Raw genomic sequence first — 23,236 nt, forward strand, 5'->3', positions numbered from 1 at the left:
TCCACACGTACCCATCCCGAACACGACCGTTAAGCCCTCCAGCGCCGATGGTACTTGGACCGCAGGGTCCTGGGAGAGTAGGACGTCGCCAAGCAGAAACCACTGTTGATTTCATCGACAGTGGTTTTTTGTGTTTTAGATGAGTTTAAGATGGTGACATTAAATTATAGGCGAAGCTTTCATTGTTATTAGAATAATTTCGTATATACAGGTCCACACTAAAATTAACGCCACCTCTTGGCAAAATAAAAAAATATGATATAATATTAACAAAGTCAAAGAAAGTCAAAGTCAACAGTGTTGAAATATCAATGATTTGCTTCAATAACCTATAATCCACTTGCTACATATGTACTTAATCAGGTCAGTGCTGTAGTTGGCAGACCGGAATAGAATCATTTGTGGGTTTTTTTAACAAGATGTGGTGTATCTAGGTTAACGTATCAAACAGTGGAGGATGAATGATGCGAAATATCTCCGATATTATCGAACAATATCTGAAGAATATTCTGCATGAAAGTCCCGAAGGAACGATAGAAATTCAGCGCAACGATCTGGCCGATAAATTTTCCTGTGTACCATCGCAGATCAATTATGTCATCAGTACTCGCTTTACGTTGGAGAAGGGCTATCTCGTGGAGAGTAAAAGAGGTGGTGGAGGTTATATTCGTATACAAAGAATTGATCTCCCTGAGCACTCGGGACTGCACACCCATCTCCGTCAGACCATTGGTGAAGGCATCGATCAAACGGTGGCGGAAGGATTAATCTATCAACTTGAGGGATCCTGCTTTTTAAGCAAACGTGAAGCTAACTTGATGCGAGCAGCGATTTCCAGAGAATGTCTTATGATAAAACTTCCTTATCGGGACGAGATCCGTGCCAGAATAATGAAAGCGATGCTGATCTCTTTATTAGGTAAATAACCTGCTAAGACAAGGAGGTACATCGAAATGCTTTGCCAAGAATGCGGAAGTAAACCAGCTACTCTTCACTTCACTAAGATTGTAAATGGAGAGAAGACGGAATTTCATATTTGTGAGAGCTGTGCTCGTGAGAAAGGTGAGAATATCCCGGGAGCGGCAGGTGGATTTTCAATTCACAGTTTGTTGTCAGGACTCATTGATTTTGATACAGCAAGTAAGATTCAATCAGGTATCTCGCAAGCAGCCCAGACACTTCGGTGCGAAGAATGTGGGATGACGTATACGCAATTTAGTAAGACGGGGCGTTTTGGTTGTAGCTCATGTTATAAACATTTTGATAGCCGTCTAGATCCTTTATTCAAAAGAGTTCATGGGAGTACGGACCATGTGGGTAAAATACCAAAGCGAGGCGGCAGCAAAATCCAGGTGAGACGTAAGTTGGATGAGCTAAAGCATGAGCTTCAGCACCGTATTGTACAGGAGGAATTTGAGGAAGCAGCAAGCCTTCGGGATCAAATTAGAGAGCTTGAGAAAGAAATATCTGGACAATGAAGAAGGAGGAATGATGCGTGACGCCAAATCTCCGGTTTACAGAAAAAGCACTTAGTGACTGGATGCTCGGTAACGCAAATGATTCCGAGATTGCCATAAGCAGCCGTGTTCGTGTTGCTCGTAATATACAGCATATTCCCTTTCCGCTACTTGCCACAAGTGAGCAGTCCATGGAAGTATTGGAGCTTCTAACGGATATGAAGACCTATGAAGATCTTCAATCCTTTGGAACTTTTCATATGATACCCTTAAAGGAAATTGCTCCGCTAGATAGAAAAGTACTCGTAGAGAAGCATCTTATTAGTCCTAGTCTTGCTAACGAGTCGCAGAACGGGGCCGTTATTCTTAGTGAAGATGAATCCGTAAGTATTATGATTAACGAAGAAGACCATTTGCGCATTCAGTGTTTATATCCCGGATTCCAAGTACGTGAAGCTTGGGAGAAAGCAACCGCCATAGATGATTTGTTTGAAGCACATATCGACTATGCCTTTGATGGTAAAAGGGGATATCTTACAAGTTGCCCGACAAATGTTGGAACAGGACTAAGAGCATCTGTTATGATGCATTTACCTGCACTTGTGATGACTCAACAAATTAACAGAATTCTCTCCGCTGTATCTCAAGTAGGATTAACCGTAAGAGGCATTTATGGTGAGGGCAGTGAAGCTGCGGGTAATATTTTTCAAATATCGAATCAGATTACGCTAGGTCAGACAGAGATCGAAATCATCGATAATTTACACAATGTAGTCTTACAAATTATCGAACAAGAGAAGAATGCTAGACAAAGGTTGCTGAATGAGTCTAGGTTACGAATTGAGGATCGTATTAAACGATCATATGGTATTTTGCTATATGCACAAATGCTGGATTCTAAAGAGGCTGCACAGCGATTATCAGATGTGAGACTTGGTGTTGATTTAGCAATTATTGAAGGCCCATCCATTCCCATGATGAATGAACTGAATGTGATGACGCAACAAGGGTTTCTACAGAAAACATTTGGGGAACAAATGAACTTAGAGGAACGAGATATGTATCGAGCGAGATTAATTCGTGAAAAGTTAGGTGCAACACCTGCTTAATACGATATCGTTATTTAGAATTACAAAGGTATCAAAACTCATGGAGGTGTAGGAGATTATGATGTTTGGAAGATTTACGGAACGTGCGCAAAAGGTGCTGGCTTTGGCTCAGGAAGAGGCTGTTCGTTTAGGACATAATAATATAGGAACAGAACATATTTTGCTTGGTCTTATTCGTGAAGGAGATGGCATTGCAGCCAAGGCTTTAATTGGACTTGGTCTCGGTCTTGAGAAAATTCAAGATGAAGTGGAGACACTGATCGGCAGGGGACAAGAACAACCAACGAATATCGCTTATACCCCCCGCGCTAAGAAGGTCATTGAACTTTCTATGGATGAAGCTCGCAAACTGGGTCATACCTATGTAGGAACAGAACATATCTTGCTAGGGCTGATTCGTGAAGGCGAAGGTGTAGCGGCACGAGTATTGAATAATTTGGGGATTAGCTTGAACAAAGCACGTCAACAAGTACTTCAACTTTTGGGCAGCAGCGAAGCTGTATCCAACCATAATGGTGCACAAGCTAATGTAAGCACACCAACACTTGACAGTTTAGCACGTGATTTAACGGCGTATGCTAAAGAGGGTAATTTAGACCCAGTCATTGGTCGGAGCAAGGAAATTGAAAGAGTTATTCAGGTATTAAGTCGTCGGACAAAGAACAATCCAGTTCTAATTGGGGAACCAGGGGTTGGTAAAACAGCCATTGCCGAAGGACTCGCGCAAAAAATTATTAACAATGAAATTCCAGAAACCTTGCGGGACAAACGTGTGATGACCCTTGATATGGGATCGGTTGTAGCCGGTACAAAGTATCGTGGTGAGTTTGAAGATCGTCTCAAAAAGATTATGGATGAGATTCGCCAAGCAGGTAATATTATTCTTTTCATTGACGAATTGCATACATTGATTGGTGCCGGCGGTGCCGAAGGTGCTATTGATGCTTCTAACATACTGAAACCTTCACTTGCTCGTGGGGAGCTGCAATGTATTGGTGCCACTACCCTTGACGAGTATCGTAAATATATTGAAAAAGATGCTGCATTAGAGCGTCGTTTCCAACCGATCACAGTAGACCCACCATCTCCAGAAGAAGCTATTCAAATTCTGTATGGTTTGCGTGATCGTTATGAAGCGCATCACCGGGTGAAGATTACGGATGAAGCAATTGTAGAAGCTGTTAAGTTGTCAGATCGTTATATTCCAGATCGCTTCCTACCAGATAAAGCAATTGATTTGATTGATGAGGCAGGATCGAAGGTACGACTACATTCGTATACTATCCCACCAAATCTAAAAGAATTGGAAAATCGCCTGGAAGATATTCGTAAGGAAAAGGATGCCTCTGTACAAAGTCAGGAATTTGAAAAGGCAGCCGCTTTACGTGATACAGAACAAAAAATTCGTGAAGAGCTAGATGTGACCAAGAACCAATGGAAAGAGAAACAAGGAAGCACTGACTCTGAAGTAACGCCGGAGGATATTGCTCAAGTGGTTGCTAGCTGGACAGGAATACCTGTAAGTAAGTTGAAGGAAGAAGAGACAGCACGTCTCCTAAATATGGAGTCTATTCTGCATGAACGTCTTGTAGGTCAAGATGAAGCTGTAAAAGCAGTAAGTCGTGCAATTCGTCGCGCTCGTGCTGGACTTAAAGATCCTAAGCGTCCTATTGGTTCATTTATTTTCTTAGGTCCTACAGGTGTAGGTAAAACAGAATTAGCGCGTGCTTTGGCGGAAGCTATGTTCGGTGATGAGAATTCAGTTATTCGGATTGATATGTCTGAGTATATGGAGAAACATTCAACATCTCGTCTCGTTGGAGCACCTCCAGGATATGTTGGTTATGAAGAGGGCGGTCAACTAACGGAGAAAGTACGTCGTAAACCGTATTCTGTTGTACTATTGGATGAGATTGAGAAAGCTCACCCTGAAGTGTTCAATATATTGCTTCAAGTACTAGAAGATGGTCGTCTAACGGATTCCAAAGGTCGTGTGGTGGACTTCCGTAATACACTAATCGTTATGACATCTAACGTGGGTGCGGAAGCTATTAAGAAAAATTCCACCTTAGGTTTCACCGCTGTACAAGACGCTGGTGCTGATTATGGAAATATGAAGGGTAAGGTTATGGGAGAGCTTAAGAAGAGCTTCCGTCCAGAATTCTTGAACAGACTCGATGAGATTATCGTGTTCCATTCTTTAGAGAAAGAACATATTGCAGAGATAGTTACCCTGATGTCGGAAGTGTTACGTAAACGTCTACTTGAACATGAGGTTGACTTCGTTCTTACCGACAAGGCCAAGGCTTTCTTGGCCAAAGAAGGTTATGATCAGGCATTTGGTGCAAGACCCCTTCGTCGAGCCATTCAAAAACATATTGAGGATCGCTTATCCGAGGAGTTACTGACAGGAAATATCAGTAAAGGTGACTCCCTTATTATTGATGAGGGTGAGAATGGTTTAACTGTTGAGAAACAAGAGCCTAAAACAGAGCCAGTGGATACACCTGTATCTGAATAAATAATCAATAATGAAGGGCAATACCTACCATGTGGGTGTTGTCCTTTCTTATTGCCTGTTCCATGTTGATGAAATATAAGATCATGATAAGTGGATAGAAGTTCACACTTTGTAGCTATATTTTCAGCTACTGTAAACTTTTTGATAATACTTTACGATAAATATTTATAAATGGTAAAATTTAATTAACATACATTTCGACATCAACTAAGAAGGTTCTAACATAATTTAAGTGATTTTAAGAAGGAGACATCCATGGCTAAAGGTAAAACAAAGTTTTTTTGTAGTGAATGTGGATATGAAACACCCAAATGGTATGGTAAATGTCCGGGGTGTCAGTCTTGGAATTCCATGGTGGAAGAGTCGACTGTTGTCGTTAAAACGCAAGGCATGAACTCTTCTATTTTTCAGAGTAAAGAAAAGCCGCTTTCCATCATAAATATAGAGAGTAGTGAAGAAAGCAGAATCGATACGGGAATTGGTGAACTGAATAGGGTATTAGGTGGCGGTATTGTTCCAGGTTCACTAGTCCTTGTTGGTGGGGATCCCGGAATCGGGAAATCAACTTTATTACTTCAGGCTTCGCATTCTTTATCGATGTCTGGCTTACGAGTGCTATATATATCAGGAGAAGAATCTGTACGGCAAACGAAGTTACGTGCTGATCGATTAGGTGCTCTCTCTCCTGAACTGTATGTATTATGTGAAACCAATATGGAAGCTATAGAGGAAGCCATTGAGAGTGTTCAACCTCAATTTTTAGTGATTGATTCCATTCAGACCGTTTATTTACCTGAAGTAACTAGTGCACCAGGAAGCATATCTCAAGTAAGAGAATGTACAGCACGTTTTATGAGGGTCTCCAAAGGAATGGGGATTGCTACGGTATTAGTAGGCCATGTAACCAAGGAAGGCGCTATTGCAGGGCCTAGGATGCTTGAACACATGGTAGACTGCGTTCTTTATTTTGAAGGGGAACGGCATCATACGTATAGATTGCTGAGAGCAGTAAAGAATCGATTTGGATCGACGAATGAAATTGGGATTTTTGAAATGGGCGAGGTGGGATTAACTGAAGTAGAGAACCCATCAGAGCTATTTCTCTCTGAACGACCCTTAGGTGTAGCTGGTTCAACGGTTGTAGCCAGTGTTGAAGGAACAAGGCCTGTACTCGTAGAGTTGCAGGCACTGATAACGCCTACTCACTTTCCATCCCCAAGACGTATGTGTACGGGAATAGACCATCATCGAGTGGGGCTTATAATTGCTGTTTTGGAGAAAAGAATGGGCATGTTTCTTCAGAATCAAGATGCTTATCTGAACGTTGCGGGCGGTGTGAAGCTTGATGAACCTGCAGTAGATTTAGCAATTGCTGTGAGCATTGCCTCTAGTTTTCGAGATTTACCCACTAAACCCTTTGATGTATTTTTTGGAGAGGTTGGATTAACAGGGGAAGTTAGAGGGGTATCTCGTGCTGAGCAGCGTGTCAAGGAAGCAGAGAAGTTAGGGTTCAAGAGAGTTATTTTACCAGAGAAAAGTCTGAAAGGATGGAAACATCCCAAAGGTATAGAACTTGTCGGTGTCACGACCGTGGCAAAGGCATTATCGGTTGCGTTAGATTAGGGGGATTAACAAGATGAAAGAAGCAAATACATTAGATACAATGAATGATTTACTGAGGTTAGTGGCACCGGGGACAGCTTTTAGGGACGGTCTAGAGAATGTACTGCGGGCAAATACAGGTGCACTTATTGTTGTGGGCTACAGTCCGGAAGTGATGGAGGTTGTGGATGGTGGGTTCTCAATCAACTGTGATTTCTCACCCAATTACTTATATGAGTTAGCGAAGATGGATGGAGCCATAATATTGAGTGAGGACTTGAAGCGTATCCTCTACGCGAATACTCAGCTAATTCCTGAATCCTCTATTGCATCTTCAGAGACAGGTATCAGACATAGAACAGCGGAGCGGGTGGCCAAACAAACGGGGAAATTGGTGGTCTCTATCTCGCAGCGGCGTAATATTATTACGCTCTATCAAGGTTCGATTCGTTATTCACTCAAAGAGATCGGTGTTCTTCTTACCAAAGCCAATCAAGCGATCCAGACGTTAGAGAAATACAGAGCCGTATTAAACCAATCGCTTACGAATTTATCCGCTTCAGAGTTCGAAGAATTAGTTACTATACCAGAGGTTGTTAACGTAATTCAACGCGTTGAGATGGTGTTGCGAGTTAAGACGGAGATCAAAAGATATATCACGGAGCTAGGGAACGAAGGACGCCTTATTAGCATGCAGTTAGATGAATTAGTTAGTAACATGGAAGTCGAAGCGTGGTTATTATATAAAGATTATGCCAAAGTGGATGATGAGGATAAAATTCGCGAAATTATTGCAGGGTTGAAGCGGGCCTCTAACGATGAACTGTTTGATATTAACTACATTGTCCGTTTACTTGGTTATCCAGTATCTGCTGTAGGGTCTGAAGAATCAATTGTCCCTCGAGGGTATAGAGTATTAAATAAGATACCGAGATTACCCAACATAATCATTCATAATCTTCTGGAACGCTTCGAACAACTGCCTCAGATCATGATGGCAACTGTGGATGAATTGGACGAAGTTGATGGAATTGGTGAGGTTAGAGCAAGAAATATCAAGGAAGGGTTGATACGCTTACAAGAGCAGGTATTCATTGACAGGCAAGTATAAATAACCTACAATCAATGGATGATATGGGGCAATATGATATTTGAGGTGAAGAGATGATAACAAAGTCAATTCCGAATATGTTTACTTTAGGTAATCTATTTCTCGGAATGATTGCAATGATGATGGCTTTGCAAGGGAAATTCAGCATGGCTGCGATCATGGTCATTATTGCAATGTTGCTGGACGGCCTAGATGGCCGCGTAGCCCGTGCACTGCATGTACAAAGTGAATTCGGGAAGGAATTAGATTCACTCTCTGACGTTATCTCTTTTGGTGTAGCACCTGCACTTATTATGTATATGGTTACATTACAAGGGATGCCGGATTCATTAGCTTGGACGGTTACGGCTATTTTCCCGATGTGTGGAGCGCTCCGTTTAGCTCGGTTTAATGTTCGACGTGGAATTCCTGGATTTTTTGTGGGGCTACCTATTCCGATTGCTGGTGGTGTACTTGCTACACTATCCTTATTCTACAAAGAGATTTCTGGCACTTATATGATTATTGCCATGTTATTACTTTCTTATTTGATGATAAGTCGAGTGAGGTACCCTAATTTCAAAAAGATAGGATTACCTAAAAAGGCAGTTATGATTGCACCCATTGTAATCGTAGGCGCTGTGGCGATTGCCGTTATTTTTCCGGAACAGATTTCTAAACTAATTTTTATTCCTCTTGTTGTATATGCCGGATATGGTGTGAAACAAAGTATCCAAAGAGACATTAGACGTCGTCGCAATAAAGCATCTGAGGAAGAGCGAGCACATTCCGATCATAATTAAATGACTTTCATTCAAATAAAAAGCATTTATTTCCTGCAACGAGCAGTGAGATAGATGCTTTTTGTGTATAGATTTATAGAAATACTAGAGATTATGAACTTCCAGCCCTATTCCATTGGTAAACGAATGCCGTCCTTTTGGGACGACAAAGTCGTTTATCCTTGTCACAACATTAAGACATGTTAAACAGACCAAGTGTCGAACATTTCTTCGATTCCTCATGAATAACATTGTCCATATTGATCTCTAGTAAATTACAGAGAGCGGACATATAGAATAAATTACGTCCTAATTCTGTACTAACAATTTCTTTACAGTTCTCGCACAATTGTCCTTGAACATGACTCCCTATAACATCTCTAGCTGTTTCTAGATTAATCCCAGGCTCATAAACTTGTTTCGTAGCATGCAATTCAATACAGCCACAGTCGGTTATCGCTTTGGTGACGGCACGGTTCACAGAGGCGCTACTCTGTCCATTCTTGGATAGTACATCCAATAGACTACGGTGACGAAGTAACAGTTCGGATACTTGATCCTGAAATTCTTGTAAACTTGGAGCGCTCATTTTTCCAACCACCTCTAGTATTATGAATTGAATTCATTATATGCCAGTCTTTTAGTTATTTTCAACAAGAAATGAAACATCTTTTCTCCATAGTTCGCAAATCCCACGAAGTATCACATAAAAAAAGTGGGGGATCAGGGTTACATTGTATGAAAACGGACCATACTGGAGATATAGGAATTGATTTACAATTATGTTTTTTAAGAAGGAGGTGAGGGAACTTATGTTAAGAAAAGCTATTTTAGCATTCATAGGACTATGTGGTGCTTGGTTCGGTTACACGTTATATCATACGGCGGGAAGTTCGTTCCCAAAGGTAATAGAAATGTTTGGGGAACAATCATCCATCGTGGGTAGTTTAGTCTTTGCTATGTTGGGTGCAATTTTATTTATGCTGATAGGCTCCCTTTGTGCAGAGCGGACTGTATACACATTACATCATTTCATTGGGTCCTTTTCAAAAATGCCAATGAATGAGCTAACGGCTGGAGCAGCCGGCTTAATAGGGGGACTAGTGCTCGCACTATTACTGTATCCAAGTCTGGTATGGTTAGGTAAAGTAGGGCAAATGATTGAGGTAGGCATCACATTAATATGCGGTTACATGGGATTCCGTGTAGGGATGGATAAAAAGGAAGAATTAGCAACATTATGGACATCTGGAAGATGGATCCGGGCCGAGCTATCCGATGAAAGGAAGCTTGAGGAACACAAAATTCTGGATACGAGCGTTATTATTGATGGAAGAATTGCGGATATTTGTAAAACGGGATTTATTGAAGGTACCATTGTTATTCCTGAATTTGTGCTTGAAGAGTTGCAGCATATCGCGGATTCTTCCGATTTATTGAAGCGAAATCGTGGGCGAAGGGGTCTTGATATTTTAAACAAAATTCAAAAAGAATTAGATATTCGAGTCATGATCTATGAGGGTGATTTTGAGGAAATATCTGAAGTTGATAGTAAGCTAGTGAAGTTGGCTAAAGTACTACAAGGGAAAGTGGTTACCAATGACTTCAATCTTAATAAAGTATGTGAACTTCAAGGTGTATCTGTATTAAATATTAATGATCTAGCCAATGCGGTCAAGCCTGTCGTATTACCGGGTGAAGAAATTATGGTGCAAGTGATTAAGGATGGTAAAGAACATGGACAAGGTGTAGCCTATTTAGATGACGGTACAATGATTGTTGTGGAAGGTGGACGAGAGTATATTGGTACGATTATGGAAGTGCTTGTAACGAGCGTTCTCCAGACTTCGGCGGGTAGGATGATATTCGCGAAACCGAAACTGTTGGAAAAAGCCCAGTAAAAACGGTATGATGGGAGTAATAACATTTCCCTATAGTGTGTGTTCGAAATAGCTGACTTTTTGAACAACCTTGTATACTTGGGAGTAGAAGACAGGGGTATAGTGATGGAGAACAGTCTAGGAGTCGTCATTGTGTCAGCGGGCAAAGGTTCTCGTATGCGAACTCTTGAGAATAAGCAGTATTTACTGCTGCAGGAGAAGCCCGTAATCATCCATACATTGGAAGTGTTTAATGACATGGCTCTAGTACAGGAAATCGTCCTGGTGACAGGTGAAGAGGACATAGAGCGTTGCCAGCGATGGGTGAGAGACTACAAGTTAAGTAAAGTAGTACAGGTGATTCCTGGTGGCAATGAGAGACAACATTCGGTATATAAGGGTTTGAAGAAGATCGGAACGGAATGGGTCATGGTACATGATGGTGTCCGACCGTTTATAGACCCTCTTCATATTCAGGCTTGTTATGATATGGCAGTTCGTAAAGGAGCGGCGGTACTGGCGGTTCCTGTGAAAGATACGATTAAGCAGGTGGATGGCACAGGTACGATTGTAGCAACGCCAGATCGTCAAAGTCTGTGGGCTATTCAGACCCCACAGGCTTTTCGTATGTCCGATCTGATTCATGCCCATGAAGATGCACAAGCATCTGGATTTGTGGGAACAGATGACTCGATGCTAGTGGAGCGAATGGGGATTTCTGTTGCTATTGTAGAAGGAAGCTACACCAATATCAAATTGACAACGCCAGAGGACTTGGAGTATGCGGAATTTATAGAGGAACGTAAAGGAGAGGGTAAATCGTGATAAGAGTAGGACAAGGATTTGATGTGCATCAACTGGTAGCGGGAAGGCCATGTATTATAGGTGGGGTTACAATTCCTTATGAAAAGGGATTGCTGGGTCACTCGGATGCTGATGTTCTATTGCATGCTGTTACAGATGCTATTCTAGGTGCATTGGGACTTGGAGACATAGGCAAGCATTTTCCGGATACAGATCCTGAATATAAGGATGCGGATAGCCTTAAGTTACTAGAGCATGTGTGGAGTCTCGCTAAGGAAAAAGGCTATCGCCTTGGTAATATAGATTCCACGATTATAGCTCAAAAACCCAAAATGGCCTCTTACATTCCACAAATGGTTGAGGTTCTTGCAAAAGTGTTAGAAGCTGAGAGCTCTCAAGTTAATGTAAAAGCCACGACTACGGAACAACTTGGATTCGCCGGACGTGGAGAGGGAATTGCCGCGCAATCTATTGTATGCCTTGTCCAAGGTATGCTATCATCTTGAAGTATCGGAAATGACGAATCGGAGGGATTCATATGACCAGTAGTGTGCGTGTGCGCTATGCGCCAAGCCCAACAGGACATTTACATATTGGAAATGCCAGAACAGCTCTTTTTAACTATCTGTATGCCCGTAATCTAGGTGGAAAATTAATTATACGAATTGAAGATACAGATGTGAAACGGAATGTTGCTGGAGGGGAAGAAAGCCAGCTGAAATATTTGAAGTGGCTTGGTATGGAATGGGATGAGAGCGTAGACGTTGGGGGAGCTTTTGGTCCTTATCGTCAGACAGAACGCCTCGATATTTATCGTACGTTCTGGCAGGATTTGCTTGATCGTGGTCTTGCTTACCGTTGTTACTGTACAGAAGAGGAGCTTGAACAGGAGCGAGAAGAACAGACCGCTCTTGGGGAAACACCGCGCTACTCCGGTAAACACCGTAACTTAACGCCAGAGCAATGTAGTGCGTTTGAGGCCGAAGGACGTGTTGCGAGTATTCGCTTCCGTGTGCCGGATGATGCAACGTATACTTTTGATGATATGGTAAAGGGTACTATTTCTTTCAATACTCATGATACCGGTGATTTTGTTATTGTGAAGAAAGACGGTATTCCAACTTATAACTTTGCGGTAGTTATTGATGATCATGAGATGGAAATTACCCATGTACTACGTGGAGAAGATCATATTTCTAACACACCGAGACAGTTAATGATTTATGAAGCGTTGGGCTGGACAGCGCCACGTTTTGGACATATGACATTAATTGTGAATGAGAATCACAAGAAGCTAAGTAAGCGTGATGAATCTATTATTCAGTTTATTGAACAGTATGATCAATTGGGATACTTACCTGAAGCCTTATTCAATTTCATCGCTTTGATGGGTTGGTCCCCTGAAGGCGAGGAAGAGATTTTCAGTAAGGAAGAGCTAATTTCCATTTTTAATGCTGATCGTTTATCTAAGAGTCCAGCTGTATTTGACCAGAATAAGCTTGCCCATCTGAACAATTATTATATTAAGCATGCAGATCCAGATCGAATTGCCGAATTAGCTATTCCTCATTTACAGCGTGCAGGAAAGCTACCCGAGGAATTGAATGAAGAGCAGAAGACTTGGGCTAAATCATTGATTGCACTTTATCAAGAACAGTTAACTTCTGCATCTCATATTGTTGAGTTATCAGAGTTATTCTTCCGTACACACTTAGAATTGGACGACGAAGCGAAAGGTATTCTTGCAGAAGAGCAAGTACCCACCGTATTGTCAGCATTCCTGGCCAAAATAGAAGGTACGAATGAATTTACAGCAGCTAACATGGCTATTTTGATCAAGGAAGTACAGAAAGAAACAGGGTTCAAGGGTAAGCAGTTATTTATGCCCATTCGTGTTGCTCTGACAGGTCAAATGCACGGTCGTGATTTAAACCAGACGATATATCTATTGGGTAAGGATCTGGTTCAGAATAGACTGAAAGCACAGATTACAGGTGCATAGCATAATATATTCGAAATGACGAGTCTAGTTTAATCCTTGTCAGGACTCAGTCTTTTCGATATAATACTATCCAAATAACTGTATGATGAATGATACAATGATAATTGTGGATATATAGAGAATATATACAATATAAATGAATATGTAACAGCTGGGATCAGGAGAAGTATGTTTACCTTGACATTTTCCAGAGAGGATAACCAAAGAAGCTGAGGGCAGGCTTCTTAATGGCTGAAAGTTATCTATATGTCAGTTGCAGAAATGCGCCTGTGAGCTATATGTCTGAGCGGAGTAAGTAGACTCTGTTAGGCCGTGTCGGGTCGTCTCCCGTTATCGAACGCTGAAGAGGGGCTGAGCAATGTTGTCTGAGTTATTTAAGAGACAATATGATCAGCCCAAGCAGAGTGGAACCGCGTCCAACGTCTCTGCAGCATATGCTGCAGGGGCGTTTTTTGTTTAGATTTAACTGGCAAATTAAGTGGACGCCGCATGGAGAACTGAAAGTGACGAAGAGGGGAAAAGATATGTTTAAGCACATCAAATCAGATATCCAAGCGGTATATGAGAATGATCCTGCGGCCAGGGGACTATTTGAAGTTATCTTTACCTATTCAGGGCTCCATGCTATCTGGGCCCATCGTGTTGCTCATTCGCTCTATAAGCATCGATGGTTTGCGATGGCGCGTTGTATCTCACAAGGCAGTCGCTTTATGACGGGAATAGAGATCCATCCTGGTGCTACAATCGGCAAACGATTTTTTATAGACCATGGCATGGGGGTAGTTATTGGTGAGACATGTGAAATTGGAGATGACGTAGTTATCTATCAAGGTGTAACCCTTGGGGGAACAGGTAAGGAAAAGGGTAAACGCCACCCTACAATTGGAAATAATGTTGTTATTGCATCTGGAGCTAAGGTACTCGGTTCTTTTAAGATAGGTGACCAGTGTAACATTGGAGCTAATTCGGTTGTATTAAAAGAGGTTCCATCCAATAGTACTGTGGTGGGTATACCAGGCACAATCGTTAAGAGGGACGGCAGACGAGTGGATCGTCTTAGTCACCAGCTACCCGACCCTGTTGTGGATTCTATGCGCTTGCTTCAGTTGGAAGTTGAGGAGCTTCGAATGGAGCTAGAGAGTGTAAGGCGTGAGAAACAGCGATTAGATTCGAAAGAAGTGCCTACTGGATGTGAATAATCTTAAAGAACGAGAGGACTTGAACACATGGTGCTTAAAATTTATAACACAATGACTCGGAAGAAAGAGAAATTTGTACCGTTAGAACTTGGAAAAGTGAAAATGTACGTATGCGGACCTACCGTTTATGATTACATTCATATTGGCAATGCACGTCCGATGATTGTGTTCGATGTCGTTCGAATGTATTTAGAACAGTTGGGTAATGAAGTGAATTTTGTTGTTAATTTCACCGATGTTGATGATAAGTTGATTCGTAAATCGGAGCAAATGAACAGAACCGTACCGGAAGTTGCGGATACTTTTATCGGAGCCTATTATGAGGATCTTGAAGGTTTGGGGCTTACGCGCGCCACATTAAATCCACGAGTAACAGAGAATATGGATTCTATTCTTGAATTTATACAAGAACTTGAAGATAAAGGCTATGCATATGAGAATGGTGGAGACGTGTTCTACCGAACTCATAAGTTCTCCGAGTATGGTAAGCTATCTCACCAGAAGTTAGAAGAGCTTCAGTTCGGAATACGGATTGGAGTGGATGAACGTAAAGAGCATCCAGAAGATTTCGTTCTTTGGAAAGCAGCAAAGCCAGGTGAAATTTATTGGTCTAGTCCATGGGGGAACGGCCGTCCAGGTTGGCATATTGAGTGCTCTGCTATGGCACGTCGCTATCTGGGTGATAGCATCGATATTCATGGGGGGGGCCAAGATCTTCAGTTCCCGCATCATGAATGTGAAGTGGCACAGACGGAAGCATTGACAGGAAAGACGTTTGCTAATTATTGGATGCACAATGGCTATATTAAAATCGATAACGAGAAGATGTCTAAGTCACTTGGTAACGGTATTCTGGTTAAGGATTTGCGCAAACAGTATAAGTGGGAGTCCATACGCTATTTCATGCTATCTACTCATTATCGTAACCCCCTTAATTTCAATGATGAGACAATAGACCAAGCGGAGAAGAGCACCGAACGTATTAGCAACGCAGTAACTAATATTAAACATCGCTTGACCTCTATAGTTGATAACGCTGATGAACCTATAAGTGAAGCTCTTCAGGGTAGACTTTCCACGATTCTACAAACGTATCATGATAAAATGCAGGATGACTTCAATACTCCTGATGCTATTACAGCTATATTTGAATGGGTAAATGAAGTTAACTTATTGTTGCAACAGCCGATCGCTAAATCTGTCGAATTACGAGCTTTATTGGAAGTTTTTGACGAGATGAACCAGGTGCTACGTATTTACGCGTCTGTTGAGGATGAATTACTTGATGAAGAAATTGAGCAGCTTATTGTCGAAAGAGTAGAAGCACGCCAGAGCAAGAACTGGAACCGCGCAGATGAAATTCGCGATCAGCTTGCGTCTAAGGGGATTCTTCTAGAAGATACCGCTCAAGGCATGCGTTGGCGGCGTAAATGAGCAGCCCGGACGAAGTGAAAGGGCAGTCTCAAAAGGGAGCGGGAGAGTGGTTTCCTTATCCTCCTTCCAAACCAGCAAAGTTGATTGCTCCTATTGTGCTCGCCTATGTTGGAGACGCGTTGTATGAAGTAGCAGTAAGACAATACTTGGTATCTAAGACCAATTTGCGACCTAACCATCTTCACCGCTCAGCTACGCAGTTGGTATCTGCTAAAGCTCAAAGTAAGATCGTCAAACATCTAGATGCTGTATTATCGGACGATGAGCGGGATGTGGTTCGTCAGGGCCGTAATGCTAAATCGGGAAGTGTTCCTAAGAATGCAGATGTATTAGAGTATCGACATGCAACAGCATTCGAATGTTTAATTGGATATTTGTACTATACGAATCAAACCGAAAGATTAAATGAATTAGTTGAGATCGGAATTCAATATATGGAACAACAAAGTTAAATGACGGATTCAGATATACTCAGGAGGATTGACATGGAAGAAGAAATGATTGCGGGTAAACATTCAGTTACAGAGGCGCTTCGTTCAGGACGAAGTATTAATAAAATATGGATATATGAGAATGCACAGAAACATTTAACACTTCCCATCGTTGCAGAGGCTAAGAAACGGGGAGTTGTCATCCAGCACGTGGACAAACGCAAGTTGGATCAACTTGTGCCCGATGTGCAGCATCAAGGAGTGGTTGCTCAAGTAGCGCCTTACACTTACGCTGAGGTGGAGGAGATAATAGCTATAGCCGAGCAAAAGGGAGAGCACCCTTTTCTAATTCTATTGGATGAAATAGAAGATCCACATAATCTAGGCTCAATTCTTCGTACGGCAGACTGCACAGGGGCTCATGGTGTTATCATTCCAAAGCGTCGTTCTGCGCAAGTTACAGCAACGGTTTCCAAAACGTCTGCCGGAGCCGTTGAATATGTACCCGTGGCTCAAGTGACTAATCTAGGTCAAACGATTGATCAGTTAAAAGAATTGGGTGTGTGGGTAGTAGGTACAGATGTAGATGCTGTTCAGGAGATCTACGATACACAAGTATTTAATGGTCCTGTTGCCTTGGTTATAGGTAACGAAGGGAAAGGGATGGGCCGATTAATTCGTGAAAAGTGCGATGTGTTGATCAAGTTGCCTATGGAAGGTAAGATTAATTCGCTAAATGCCTCCGTTGCAGCAGGTGTAGTGATGTACGAAGTGCTGCGCCGTCGACGCCTCGAAGGGTAGATATGTATGGCTGATTTGCGGGATGTGCTTCTTGTAGACGCTTATAACATGATCGGGGGCTGGCCCGAGCTTGCGGAATTAGCGCTGAATAATATGCAAGGAGCAAGGGACAGATTGCTTGAACGATTGTCAGACTATCAGGCTTTTACTGGAATGCGTGTGATCGTTGTCTTTGATGCTTATCGAGTTCCTGGACTCGGTAAATCATTCTCTCAGAGCAAATTACAAGTATATTTCACTAAGGAAAAAGAAACAGCAGATGAAACGATAGAGCGCTTAGTAGGCGAACTAAGTAGAAAACGTCGTCAGATCTATGTGGCTACAAGTGATTTCATCGAACAGCATGTCACTTTTGCTAAAGGTGCACTCCGAATTTCAGCTAGGGAGCTGCTTATTGACGTCGAGAATAGTGATCGTGAAATTCAGAAACAAATTGAGAGAGACAATAGTAAATCGAACCTCAATACGTTGGATGCTAAATTAAGCGCTGAACAGCGTAAATTATTTGAACGTTGGCGTCGTGAGTGAGCTAAACGGATGGCTTACCAAATTGAAGCTGTTGACATTTATGTTAGTCATCGTTCTATTTAGGTATCAGGTGGTTGACGGTCTAGGTTACATAATATATACTTAGCCTATATTTCACAGAGTAACGGTGTACCTTGCGTTGCAGCCGGGGGGATTCTTGGTGAGTGTTGACCTCAAGGATTTAATGTTTTCTGAATATGCATGCCTGAGTGATGAAGACATCGTCGAGGCTTTCCGTTTAGGAGAGAGCGAGGCGTTAGAGTTCTTAATCAACAAATACCGGAACTTTGTGCGCGCCAAGGCTAGGTCTTATTTTTTAATCGGTGCTGATCGTGAAGATATTGTTCAAGAAGGAATGATCGGTTTATATAAATCGATACGGGATTTTAGAGGAGACAAGCAATCGTCGTTTAAAGCTTTCGCTGAGCTGTGTATTACTAGACAGATTATTACGGCAATTAAGACGGCGACAAGGCAGAAGCATATTCCTCTGAATTCTTATATATCTTTGGACAAGCCCATTTATGATGAAGATTCCGACCGCACTTTACTCGATGTTATTTGTGGCTCACAGATATGTGATCCCGAAGAATTGATTATCAATCAAGAAGAGTTTATAGGATTAGAAGACAAGATGGCGGAAATTTTAAGTGATTTAGAACGAAAGGTCCTCATGTTGTATTTGGACGGTCGTTCTTATCAGGAAATTGCAGTCGATCTTAAACGGCATGTTAAGTCAATCGACAACGCTCTACAACGTGTGAAACGTAAGTTGGAGAGATATCTAGAAGTAAGAGACAACTAAACAGACGCTGATACTGAAAGACTCGTAAACCGAGTCTTTTTTTCACTCGTGAAATAAGAAGGTTTAGTCTTTGCAAGAATGAACCATACTGGTAAATGATTGCAAGCAGTTATTTGAGAGTAAAAAAGGGATTGAGAAGACTGATAAAAGAGGTTTGTGTGTAGCCCCGTTGCCTTCATTCTTTCATTGACATGGTATGGCACCATGTGATAAAGTGGTTCAGGTAGGCCTAATTTCGCGTGTTTTTTAATGGATGAGGAAGCGGAAATTTTCTTGCAGTCTTTCTTATTCATCTCGCAGAAACGGCTTTTTCCTTTCAGCAATGAAGGTCTAAACGTTTCTATTTTGGGACCAATATAGAGTCTTTGTACAAAAGGCGTCTACGGGAGGTGCAACATCATGCGGGTAATTATCACTTTGGCTTGTACAAATTGCAAGCAAAGAAACTACGCAACGACGAAGAACAAGCGGAATAACCCCGACCGCATGGAGATGAAGAAGTTTTGCAAGTATTGTAACGTGCAAACTCCTCATCGCGAAACCAGATAGCATATTGGGAGGTGTCGGCGTGAAACGCAGCTTCAAGTCTCTTTTTTCCTTTTTCTCTGAAAGCTGGGGTGAACTCAAAAAAGTTCGCTGGCCCAATCGTAAAGAACTGACGAATTATACTCTCATCGTTCTTGGCACCATTGCAGTCGTCACAATTTATTTTTGGGTACTAGACATCGGTATTTCCTACGTGATCGAAGCGATTATTTAAGAAGGGTCCCAGGTGGCTTGATATGGAGAAAATGTGGTATGTCGTTCATACCTATTCCGGGTATGAGAATAAGGTCAAGGCTAATTTGGAAAAACGCGTTGAGTCCATGGGCATGGAAGACAAGATATTCCGCGTTCTTGTTCCGATGGAAGAAGAAGTGGTAAACAAAGACGGTAAGAAAAAAATCGTCATGCGTAAAGTTTACCCAGGATATGTCATTGTCGAAATGATTCAGACTGACGATTCTTGGTATGTTGTTCGCAACACACCGGGAGTAACAGGTTTTGTCGGTTCAACAGGTTCAGGTTCTAAACCCACTGCTCTGCTTCCAGAGGAAATGGAACAGATTCTCAAACACATGGGCATGAATGAACCTAAGCCGCATATTGAATTCGAACTTAAGGAATCCGTCAGAATTAAAGTCGGACCTTTTGCAAATTTCGTGGGCTCCGTGGAAGAAATTTTGGTCGACAAGAGCAAGATTAAGGTTCATGTTGACATGTTTGGACGGGAAACCCCAGTAGAGTTAGATTTTACTCAAGTGGAGAAGATTTAATTATCTTCTAGTTTCTTGTGGGAGGGCACTATTGTCCGTTTACCACTATTGATGCAAGGAGGTGTTTTACATGGCTAAAAAGGTTATCAAGATGGTAAAACTGCAGATTCCTGCAGGTAAAGCGAATCCAGCACCACCGGTAGGTCCAGCGTTGGGTCAAGCAGGTGTCAACATTATGGCATTCTGTAAAGAGTTCAATGCTCGTACAGCTGATCAAGCAGGTTTGATCATTCCGGTTGAAATTTCGGTGTTTGAAGACCGTTCTTTTACGTTCATCACCAAAACTCCACCGGCTGCAGTTTTACTTCGTGTAGCTGCTAAGGTTGAGAAGGGTTCAGGCGAACCTAACAAGAAGAAAGTGGCTACACTTAAACGTGAAGCTGTTCGTCAAATCGCTGAACAAAAAATGCCTGATCTAAATGCTGCAACTGTTGAAGCTGCAATGCGTATGGTTGAAGGTACTGCTCGTAGTATGGGTATTACGATCGTAGATTAGTATCTCGTTCTAATACAACAAAGGTCTGATGAAGATCGTTATATTGTGGGAGGAATTTCCGCTAACACCACAAAGGAGGAACAAACTCATGGCTAAACATGGTAAGAAATATCAAGAAGCTGCGAAGCTAATTAATAGTGAAACAGTATATGAGCCTTCAGAAGCCGTTGAACTGGTGAAAAAGGTAGCGACTGCTAAGTTTGATGAAACTGTTGAAGCAGCAGTTCGTTTGGGCGTAGACCCACGTAAACAAGACCAAGCCGTTCGTGGTGTTGTTGTCTTGCCTCACGGCACAGGTAAAACACAACGCGTATTGGTATTTGCAAAGGGTGACAAAGCGAAAGAAGCGGAAGCGGCTGGTGCAGATTTTGTTGGTGATGCTGATATGATCAACAAAATTCAACAAGGTTGGTTCGATTTCGATGTCTGCGTAGCGACACCTGATATGATGAGCGAGGTTGGTAAGCTGGGTCGTCTGCTTGGTGGTAAAGGTTTAATGCCTAACCCTAAAGCTGGCACAGTTACATTTGATGTTACTAAGGCTGTTCAAGAAATTAAAGCCGGTAAGATTGAATACCGTCTCGACAAAGCTGGTCAAATTCATGCGCCAATTGGTAAAGTATCGTTCACTTCAGAACAATTGAATGAGAACCTTAAATCTTTACTTGAAGCGTTAAACCGTGCTAAGCCATCATCTGCTAAAGGTGTATATCTGAAAGGGATTGCGATCTCTTCCACGATGGGCCCAAGTGCACACGTGAGCACTGCTTCTTACAAATAATATAGTAATATTGACTTTGTTAATATTATTTGTTAATATGTAAAAGTTGTTGTGAGTGAATTTGAACTAACCCAAAGTTGAATATGCTTACCGTAGACAGTAGGAGCCATATGGCTTAATATCCTACCGAGGTGTTGTGATAGAACGTCAGTAGTTGTTGGACGAAAGTCCTTGCAAATGATGATTCATCAGGCCTTCGTAATTCTACGGAGGCTTTTTACTTGCCTATGTAGAATGGTTCAGCATCTATCATGATGCTGTATAGTAAACTATCAGGAGGTGTATAGATTGGCAAATGCAAAAGTAATTCAAGCTAAACAAGAAGCAGTTGATGTCGTAACGGCAAAGTTTCAAGGAAGTGTAACGACCGTTATTGCGGATTACCGTGGATTGAACGTTGCCCAAGCAACTGAACTGCGTAAGCAGCTTCGTGAAGCTGGGATTGAATTTCAAGTTCTGAAGAACTCCTTGCTACGCCGCGCAACTGCTGCTACCGGGCTTACAGAATTGGATGCTGTATTAACAGGACCAACTGCTGTAGCTTTCGGTGGAGAAGATGTTGTGGCACCAGCCAAAATTCTTAACGATTTCGCTAAGAAGAATGATGCATTGAAATTAAAAGGTGCAGTGGTTGAAGGCAAAGTGATTGGCGTAGACGAAATTAAAGCACTGGCAGAACTTCCTTCTCGCGATGGACTTCTTTCCATGCTACTCAGCGTATTGCAAGCACCTGTGCGGAACTTCGCGCTTGCTGTTAAAGCTGTTGCTGAAAAAGAAGAACAAAGCGCGTAAGTGCTGGAATCTTCTAAAGTTTAATGTAGGACTAAATAATTTAAATATAAAATTGGAGGTTCAACCATGAGTAACGAACAAATTTTGGAAGCTATTAAAGGTATGACTGTATTGGAATTGAACGATCTTGTAAAAGCAATCGAAGATGAATTCGGCGTAACAGCTGCAGCTCCAGTAGCTGCTGCAGGTGCTGCTGCAGTTGAAGCAGAAGAGCAATCCGAATTTGACGTAATCTTGACAGGCGCTGGCGCTTCCAAGATCAACGTTATCAAAGCGGTTCGCGAAATCACTGGTCTAGGTTTGAAAGAAGCAAAAGACCTAGTAGACAACGCTCCAAAAGCTTTGAAAGAAAAAGTATCTAAAGAAGAAGCTGATACTGTTAAAGCTAAATTAGAAGAAGCAGGCGCATCTGTAGAAGTGAAGTAATTCCTTCTCACCTTCTTTTAATTAGATTTACATCTAATAGAACAAACCCCTTGAATTCTGTTCAAGGGGTTTGTTTTTGATTAGTATGTGTCTAAAATACTGTTATTTGGAAAAAATAGAATGAGAACTAAAGATTCGGAGGAGAAGGATGCCACAGCATTATTATTCCAACCAACCGGAGTCACAGCATAACCGCAAAATGATTGAAGAAAATCTAAAAGGTCATAACTATCGTTTTATAAGTGATGCGGGTGTGTTTTCAAAGAATGGTGTCGATTATGGTAGTAAGGTAATGATTGAAGCCATGGATATGCCCAGCGGATCAGCGGTGCTTGATGTTGGTTGTGGTTATGGTCCAATTGGCCTTGCAGCAGCAAGAATGGTAGAGGATGGACATGTGACAATGTTAGATGTGAATAGCCGTGCTGTTGCACTTGCCAAGGAGAATGCACAGTTAAATGGAATTACAAATGTGTCTATCCTAGAGAGTGATCTATTTGCATCTGTGGAAGGGAAAAGTTTCGATGTCATTGTAACGAACCCTCCTATCAGAGCGGGTAAAGAAACAGTTCATTCTATTTTTGCATTAGCCTATGAACATCTTCATATTGGAGGAGCACTGTGGGTGGTCATTCAGAAGAAGCAGGGTGCTCCGTCGGCTAAGGCTAAACTTCAAAGTTTATTTCAGGTAGTCGAAGAAATAACGAAGGATAAGGGATATCACATATTTAAGGCTACAAAAATATGAATAATCCGCAAAATGACTATTGACTTGAATTTGTGTATGTGATACTATTATGAAATGTCAGTATTAGGATAGGCTTGTTGTCTTTAGTTTGCTCAAATGTCAAGGGTCTTATTGAGAAGATCTCATAGCTCATATAAGTATATACCTTATGAGGATTTGAAGCGTATCTAAGGATAACGAAGTCCTATGGATGAAAGGTAAGACTGCGGATAGAGTGCTCTTTGTTCGAAAG

General features: G+C 41.8%; 26 protein-coding genes, 1 rRNA gene and 1 other annotated feature. Of the genes, 26 read left to right on the forward strand and 1 reads right to left on the reverse strand.

Annotated features, from left to right (window positions below; all coding sequences use genetic code 11):
* The 8 genes from rrf to pssA all read left to right on the forward strand — a co-directional run.
* A 5S ribosomal RNA gene (rrf, locus tag J2T13_RS20795) occupies positions 1-94 on the forward strand; the annotation flags it as partial.
* Between the two features lie 370 nt (positions 95-464).
* Positions 465-926, forward strand: coding sequence for a CtsR family transcriptional regulator (locus J2T13_RS20800; protein ID WP_429374347.1), 462 nt, complete (start codon positions 465-467; stop codon positions 924-926).
* A gap of 27 nt (positions 927-953) precedes the next feature.
* The gene (locus J2T13_RS20805) at positions 954-1,478 is read left to right on the forward strand and encodes a UvrB/UvrC motif-containing protein (RefSeq protein WP_429374281.1); all 525 of its coding nucleotides are present in this window, start codon (positions 954-956) and stop codon (positions 1,476-1,478) included.
* A gap of 62 nt (positions 1,479-1,540) precedes the next feature.
* Positions 1,541-2,566 (forward strand): protein arginine kinase, encoded by a 1,026-nt coding sequence (locus J2T13_RS20810; RefSeq protein ID WP_429374348.1) that lies wholly within the window; start codon positions 1,541-1,543, stop codon positions 2,564-2,566.
* Between the two features lie 58 nt (positions 2,567-2,624).
* The gene (clpC, locus tag J2T13_RS20815; protein ID WP_429374282.1) at positions 2,625-5,087 is read left to right on the forward strand and encodes an ATP-dependent protease ATP-binding subunit ClpC; all 2,463 of its coding nucleotides are present in this window, start codon (positions 2,625-2,627) and stop codon (positions 5,085-5,087) included.
* Positions 5,088-5,342: 255 nt separating this feature from the next.
* The gene (radA, locus tag J2T13_RS20820) at positions 5,343-6,710 is read left to right on the forward strand and encodes a DNA repair protein RadA (RefSeq protein WP_429374283.1); all 1,368 of its coding nucleotides are present in this window, start codon (positions 5,343-5,345) and stop codon (positions 6,708-6,710) included.
* 13 nt (positions 6,711-6,723) lie between these two features.
* Positions 6,724-7,800 (forward strand): DNA integrity scanning diadenylate cyclase DisA, encoded by a 1,077-nt coding sequence (gene disA / locus J2T13_RS20825; RefSeq protein ID WP_429374284.1) that lies wholly within the window; start codon positions 6,724-6,726, stop codon positions 7,798-7,800.
* Between the two features lie 53 nt (positions 7,801-7,853).
* The gene (gene pssA / locus J2T13_RS20830) at positions 7,854-8,582 is read left to right on the forward strand and encodes a CDP-diacylglycerol--serine O-phosphatidyltransferase (protein ID WP_429374285.1); all 729 of its coding nucleotides are present in this window, start codon (positions 7,854-7,856) and stop codon (positions 8,580-8,582) included.
* A 172-nt stretch (positions 8,583-8,754) separates the two neighbouring features.
* On the opposite strand, the gene J2T13_RS20835 is transcribed toward pssA, so the two are convergent.
* Positions 8,755-9,150 (reverse strand): DUF1573 domain-containing protein, encoded by a 396-nt coding sequence (locus J2T13_RS20835; protein WP_429374286.1) that lies wholly within the window; start codon positions 9,148-9,150, stop codon positions 8,755-8,757.
* A gap of 223 nt (positions 9,151-9,373) precedes the next feature.
* Here J2T13_RS20835 and J2T13_RS20840 point away from each other — a divergent pair, with 223 nt between their 5' ends.
* The 18 genes from J2T13_RS20840 (at position 9,374) to J2T13_RS20925 (ending at position 23,004) form a co-directional block, all read left to right on the forward strand.
* A complete protein-coding gene (locus J2T13_RS20840) occupies positions 9,374-10,462 on the forward strand; it encodes a PIN/TRAM domain-containing protein (RefSeq protein WP_429374287.1) in 1,089 nt (362 codons plus the stop codon).
* A 105-nt stretch (positions 10,463-10,567) separates the two neighbouring features.
* On the forward strand, positions 10,568-11,266 hold the full coding sequence (gene ispD, locus J2T13_RS20845; RefSeq protein WP_429374288.1) for a 2-C-methyl-D-erythritol 4-phosphate cytidylyltransferase: 699 nt from the start codon (positions 10,568-10,570) through the stop codon (positions 11,264-11,266).
* Entirely contained in the window at positions 11,263-11,751 is a 489-nt protein-coding gene (gene ispF, locus J2T13_RS20850) for a 2-C-methyl-D-erythritol 2,4-cyclodiphosphate synthase (protein ID WP_429374289.1), read from the forward strand. The genes ispD and ispF overlap by 4 nt, the downstream gene beginning before the upstream one ends.
* A gap of 32 nt (positions 11,752-11,783) precedes the next feature.
* Complete coding sequence (gltX, locus tag J2T13_RS20855) at positions 11,784-13,247, forward strand: glutamate--tRNA ligase (RefSeq protein ID WP_429374290.1); 1,464 nt, start codon at positions 11,784-11,786, stop codon at positions 13,245-13,247.
* 434 nt (positions 13,248-13,681) lie between these two features.
* A complete protein-coding gene (gene cysE / locus J2T13_RS20860; RefSeq protein WP_429374349.1) occupies positions 13,682-14,446 on the forward strand; it encodes a serine O-acetyltransferase in 765 nt (254 codons plus the stop codon).
* Between the two features lie 27 nt (positions 14,447-14,473).
* Positions 14,474-15,880, forward strand: a complete 1,407-nt coding sequence (gene cysS / locus J2T13_RS20865) for a cysteine--tRNA ligase (protein ID WP_429374291.1) — start codon at positions 14,474-14,476, stop codon at positions 15,878-15,880.
* On the forward strand, positions 15,877-16,332 hold the full coding sequence (locus tag J2T13_RS20870; RefSeq protein ID WP_429374292.1) for a Mini-ribonuclease 3: 456 nt from the start codon (positions 15,877-15,879) through the stop codon (positions 16,330-16,332). Before cysS ends, J2T13_RS20870 begins: the two co-directional genes overlap by 4 nt.
* Positions 16,333-16,365: 33 nt before the next feature.
* Positions 16,366-17,112, forward strand: coding sequence for a 23S rRNA (guanosine(2251)-2'-O)-methyltransferase RlmB (gene rlmB, locus J2T13_RS20875; RefSeq protein ID WP_429374293.1), 747 nt, complete (start codon positions 16,366-16,368; stop codon positions 17,110-17,112).
* Between the two features lie 6 nt (positions 17,113-17,118).
* Positions 17,119-17,640, forward strand: coding sequence for an NYN domain-containing protein (locus J2T13_RS20880; protein WP_429374294.1), 522 nt, complete (start codon positions 17,119-17,121; stop codon positions 17,638-17,640).
* Positions 17,641-17,800: 160 nt separating this feature from the next.
* A complete protein-coding gene (gene sigH / locus J2T13_RS20885; protein WP_429374295.1) occupies positions 17,801-18,445 on the forward strand; it encodes an RNA polymerase sporulation sigma factor SigH in 645 nt (214 codons plus the stop codon).
* 399 nt (positions 18,446-18,844) lie between these two features.
* Positions 18,845-18,994: a 50S ribosomal protein L33 gene (gene rpmG / locus J2T13_RS20890; protein ID WP_076577037.1), complete on the forward strand. Its 150-nt coding sequence runs from the start codon at positions 18,845-18,847 to the stop codon at positions 18,992-18,994.
* A gap of 19 nt (positions 18,995-19,013) precedes the next feature.
* Positions 19,014-19,205 carry a preprotein translocase subunit SecE gene (secE, locus tag J2T13_RS20895; protein ID WP_429374296.1) on the forward strand — a complete coding sequence of 64 codons (192 nt, stop codon included), beginning with the start codon at positions 19,014-19,016 and terminating at the stop codon, positions 19,203-19,205.
* Positions 19,206-19,227: 22 nt separating this feature from the next.
* On the forward strand, positions 19,228-19,761 hold the full coding sequence (gene nusG / locus J2T13_RS20900; RefSeq protein ID WP_429374297.1) for a transcription termination/antitermination protein NusG: 534 nt from the start codon (positions 19,228-19,230) through the stop codon (positions 19,759-19,761).
* A 70-nt stretch (positions 19,762-19,831) separates the two neighbouring features.
* Entirely contained in the window at positions 19,832-20,257 is a 426-nt protein-coding gene (gene rplK, locus J2T13_RS20905; RefSeq protein WP_429374298.1) for a 50S ribosomal protein L11, read from the forward strand.
* Between the two features lie 88 nt (positions 20,258-20,345).
* Positions 20,346-21,038, forward strand: a complete 693-nt coding sequence (gene rplA / locus J2T13_RS20910) for a 50S ribosomal protein L1 (RefSeq protein ID WP_429374299.1) — start codon at positions 20,346-20,348, stop codon at positions 21,036-21,038.
* A gap of 72 nt (positions 21,039-21,110) precedes the next feature.
* Positions 21,111-21,267: a sequence feature (ribosomal protein L10 leader region), on the forward strand.
* A 59-nt stretch (positions 21,268-21,326) separates the two neighbouring features.
* The gene (gene rplJ, locus J2T13_RS20915; protein WP_429374300.1) at positions 21,327-21,830 is read left to right on the forward strand and encodes a 50S ribosomal protein L10; all 504 of its coding nucleotides are present in this window, start codon (positions 21,327-21,329) and stop codon (positions 21,828-21,830) included.
* Positions 21,831-21,896: 66 nt separating this feature from the next.
* Positions 21,897-22,256: a 50S ribosomal protein L7/L12 gene (gene rplL / locus J2T13_RS20920; protein WP_429374301.1), complete on the forward strand. Its 360-nt coding sequence runs from the start codon at positions 21,897-21,899 to the stop codon at positions 22,254-22,256.
* A gap of 148 nt (positions 22,257-22,404) precedes the next feature.
* Positions 22,405-23,004, forward strand: a complete 600-nt coding sequence (locus J2T13_RS20925) for a class I SAM-dependent methyltransferase (RefSeq protein WP_429374302.1) — start codon at positions 22,405-22,407, stop codon at positions 23,002-23,004.
* The last annotated feature ends 232 nt before the right edge of the window (positions 23,005-23,236 follow it).

Origin of the sequence: Paenibacillus sp. DS2015, assembly GCF_050433705.1 — a bacterium.
In the GTDB taxonomy this organism is placed as follows: domain Bacteria; phylum Bacillota; class Bacilli; order Paenibacillales; family Paenibacillaceae; genus Paenibacillus_AQ.

Bases quoted from the DNA above. Each gene is read 5' to 3' on its own strand.
- rlmB (WP_429374293.1), top strand. From the start codon at position 16,366: ATGGAAGAAGAAATGATTGCGGGTAAACATTCAGTTACAGAGGCGCTT.
- J2T13_RS20840 (WP_429374287.1), top strand. From the start codon at position 9,374: ATGTTAAGAAAAGCTATTTTAGCATTCATAGGACTATGTGGTGCTTGG.
- gltX (WP_429374290.1), top strand. From the start codon at position 11,784: ATGACCAGTAGTGTGCGTGTGCGCTATGCGCCAAGCCCAACAGGACAT.
- J2T13_RS20810 (WP_429374348.1), top strand. From the start codon at position 1,541: ATGCTCGGTAACGCAAATGATTCCGAGATTGCCATAAGCAGCCGTGTT.
- J2T13_RS20870 (WP_429374292.1), top strand. From the start codon at position 15,877: ATGAGCAGCCCGGACGAAGTGAAAGGGCAGTCTCAAAAGGGAGCGGGA.
- J2T13_RS20880 (WP_429374294.1), top strand. From the start codon at position 17,119: ATGGCTGATTTGCGGGATGTGCTTCTTGTAGACGCTTATAACATGATC.
- cysE (WP_429374349.1), top strand. From the start codon at position 13,682: ATGCTGCAGGGGCGTTTTTTGTTTAGATTTAACTGGCAAATTAAGTGG.
- pssA (WP_429374285.1), top strand. From the start codon at position 7,854: ATGATAACAAAGTCAATTCCGAATATGTTTACTTTAGGTAATCTATTT.
- J2T13_RS20925 (WP_429374302.1), top strand. From the start codon at position 22,405: ATGCCACAGCATTATTATTCCAACCAACCGGAGTCACAGCATAACCGC.
- J2T13_RS20805 (WP_429374281.1), top strand. From the start codon at position 954: ATGCTTTGCCAAGAATGCGGAAGTAAACCAGCTACTCTTCACTTCACT.
- J2T13_RS20835 (WP_429374286.1), bottom strand. From the start codon at position 9,150: ATGAGCGCTCCAAGTTTACAAGAATTTCAGGATCAAGTATCCGAACTG.
- cysS (WP_429374291.1), top strand. From the start codon at position 14,474: ATGGTGCTTAAAATTTATAACACAATGACTCGGAAGAAAGAGAAATTT.
- rplL (WP_429374301.1), top strand. From the start codon at position 21,897: ATGAGTAACGAACAAATTTTGGAAGCTATTAAAGGTATGACTGTATTG.
- disA (WP_429374284.1), top strand. From the start codon at position 6,724: ATGAAAGAAGCAAATACATTAGATACAATGAATGATTTACTGAGGTTA.
- clpC (WP_429374282.1), top strand. From the start codon at position 2,625: ATGATGTTTGGAAGATTTACGGAACGTGCGCAAAAGGTGCTGGCTTTG.
- rpmG (WP_076577037.1), top strand. From the start codon at position 18,845: ATGCGGGTAATTATCACTTTGGCTTGTACAAATTGCAAGCAAAGAAAC.
- ispD (WP_429374288.1), top strand. From the start codon at position 10,568: ATGGAGAACAGTCTAGGAGTCGTCATTGTGTCAGCGGGCAAAGGTTCT.
- nusG (WP_429374297.1), top strand. From the start codon at position 19,228: ATGGAGAAAATGTGGTATGTCGTTCATACCTATTCCGGGTATGAGAAT.
- J2T13_RS20800 (WP_429374347.1), top strand. From the start codon at position 465: ATGCGAAATATCTCCGATATTATCGAACAATATCTGAAGAATATTCTG.
- rplK (WP_429374298.1), top strand. From the start codon at position 19,832: ATGGCTAAAAAGGTTATCAAGATGGTAAAACTGCAGATTCCTGCAGGT.
- radA (WP_429374283.1), top strand. From the start codon at position 5,343: ATGGCTAAAGGTAAAACAAAGTTTTTTTGTAGTGAATGTGGATATGAA.
- rplA (WP_429374299.1), top strand. From the start codon at position 20,346: ATGGCTAAACATGGTAAGAAATATCAAGAAGCTGCGAAGCTAATTAAT.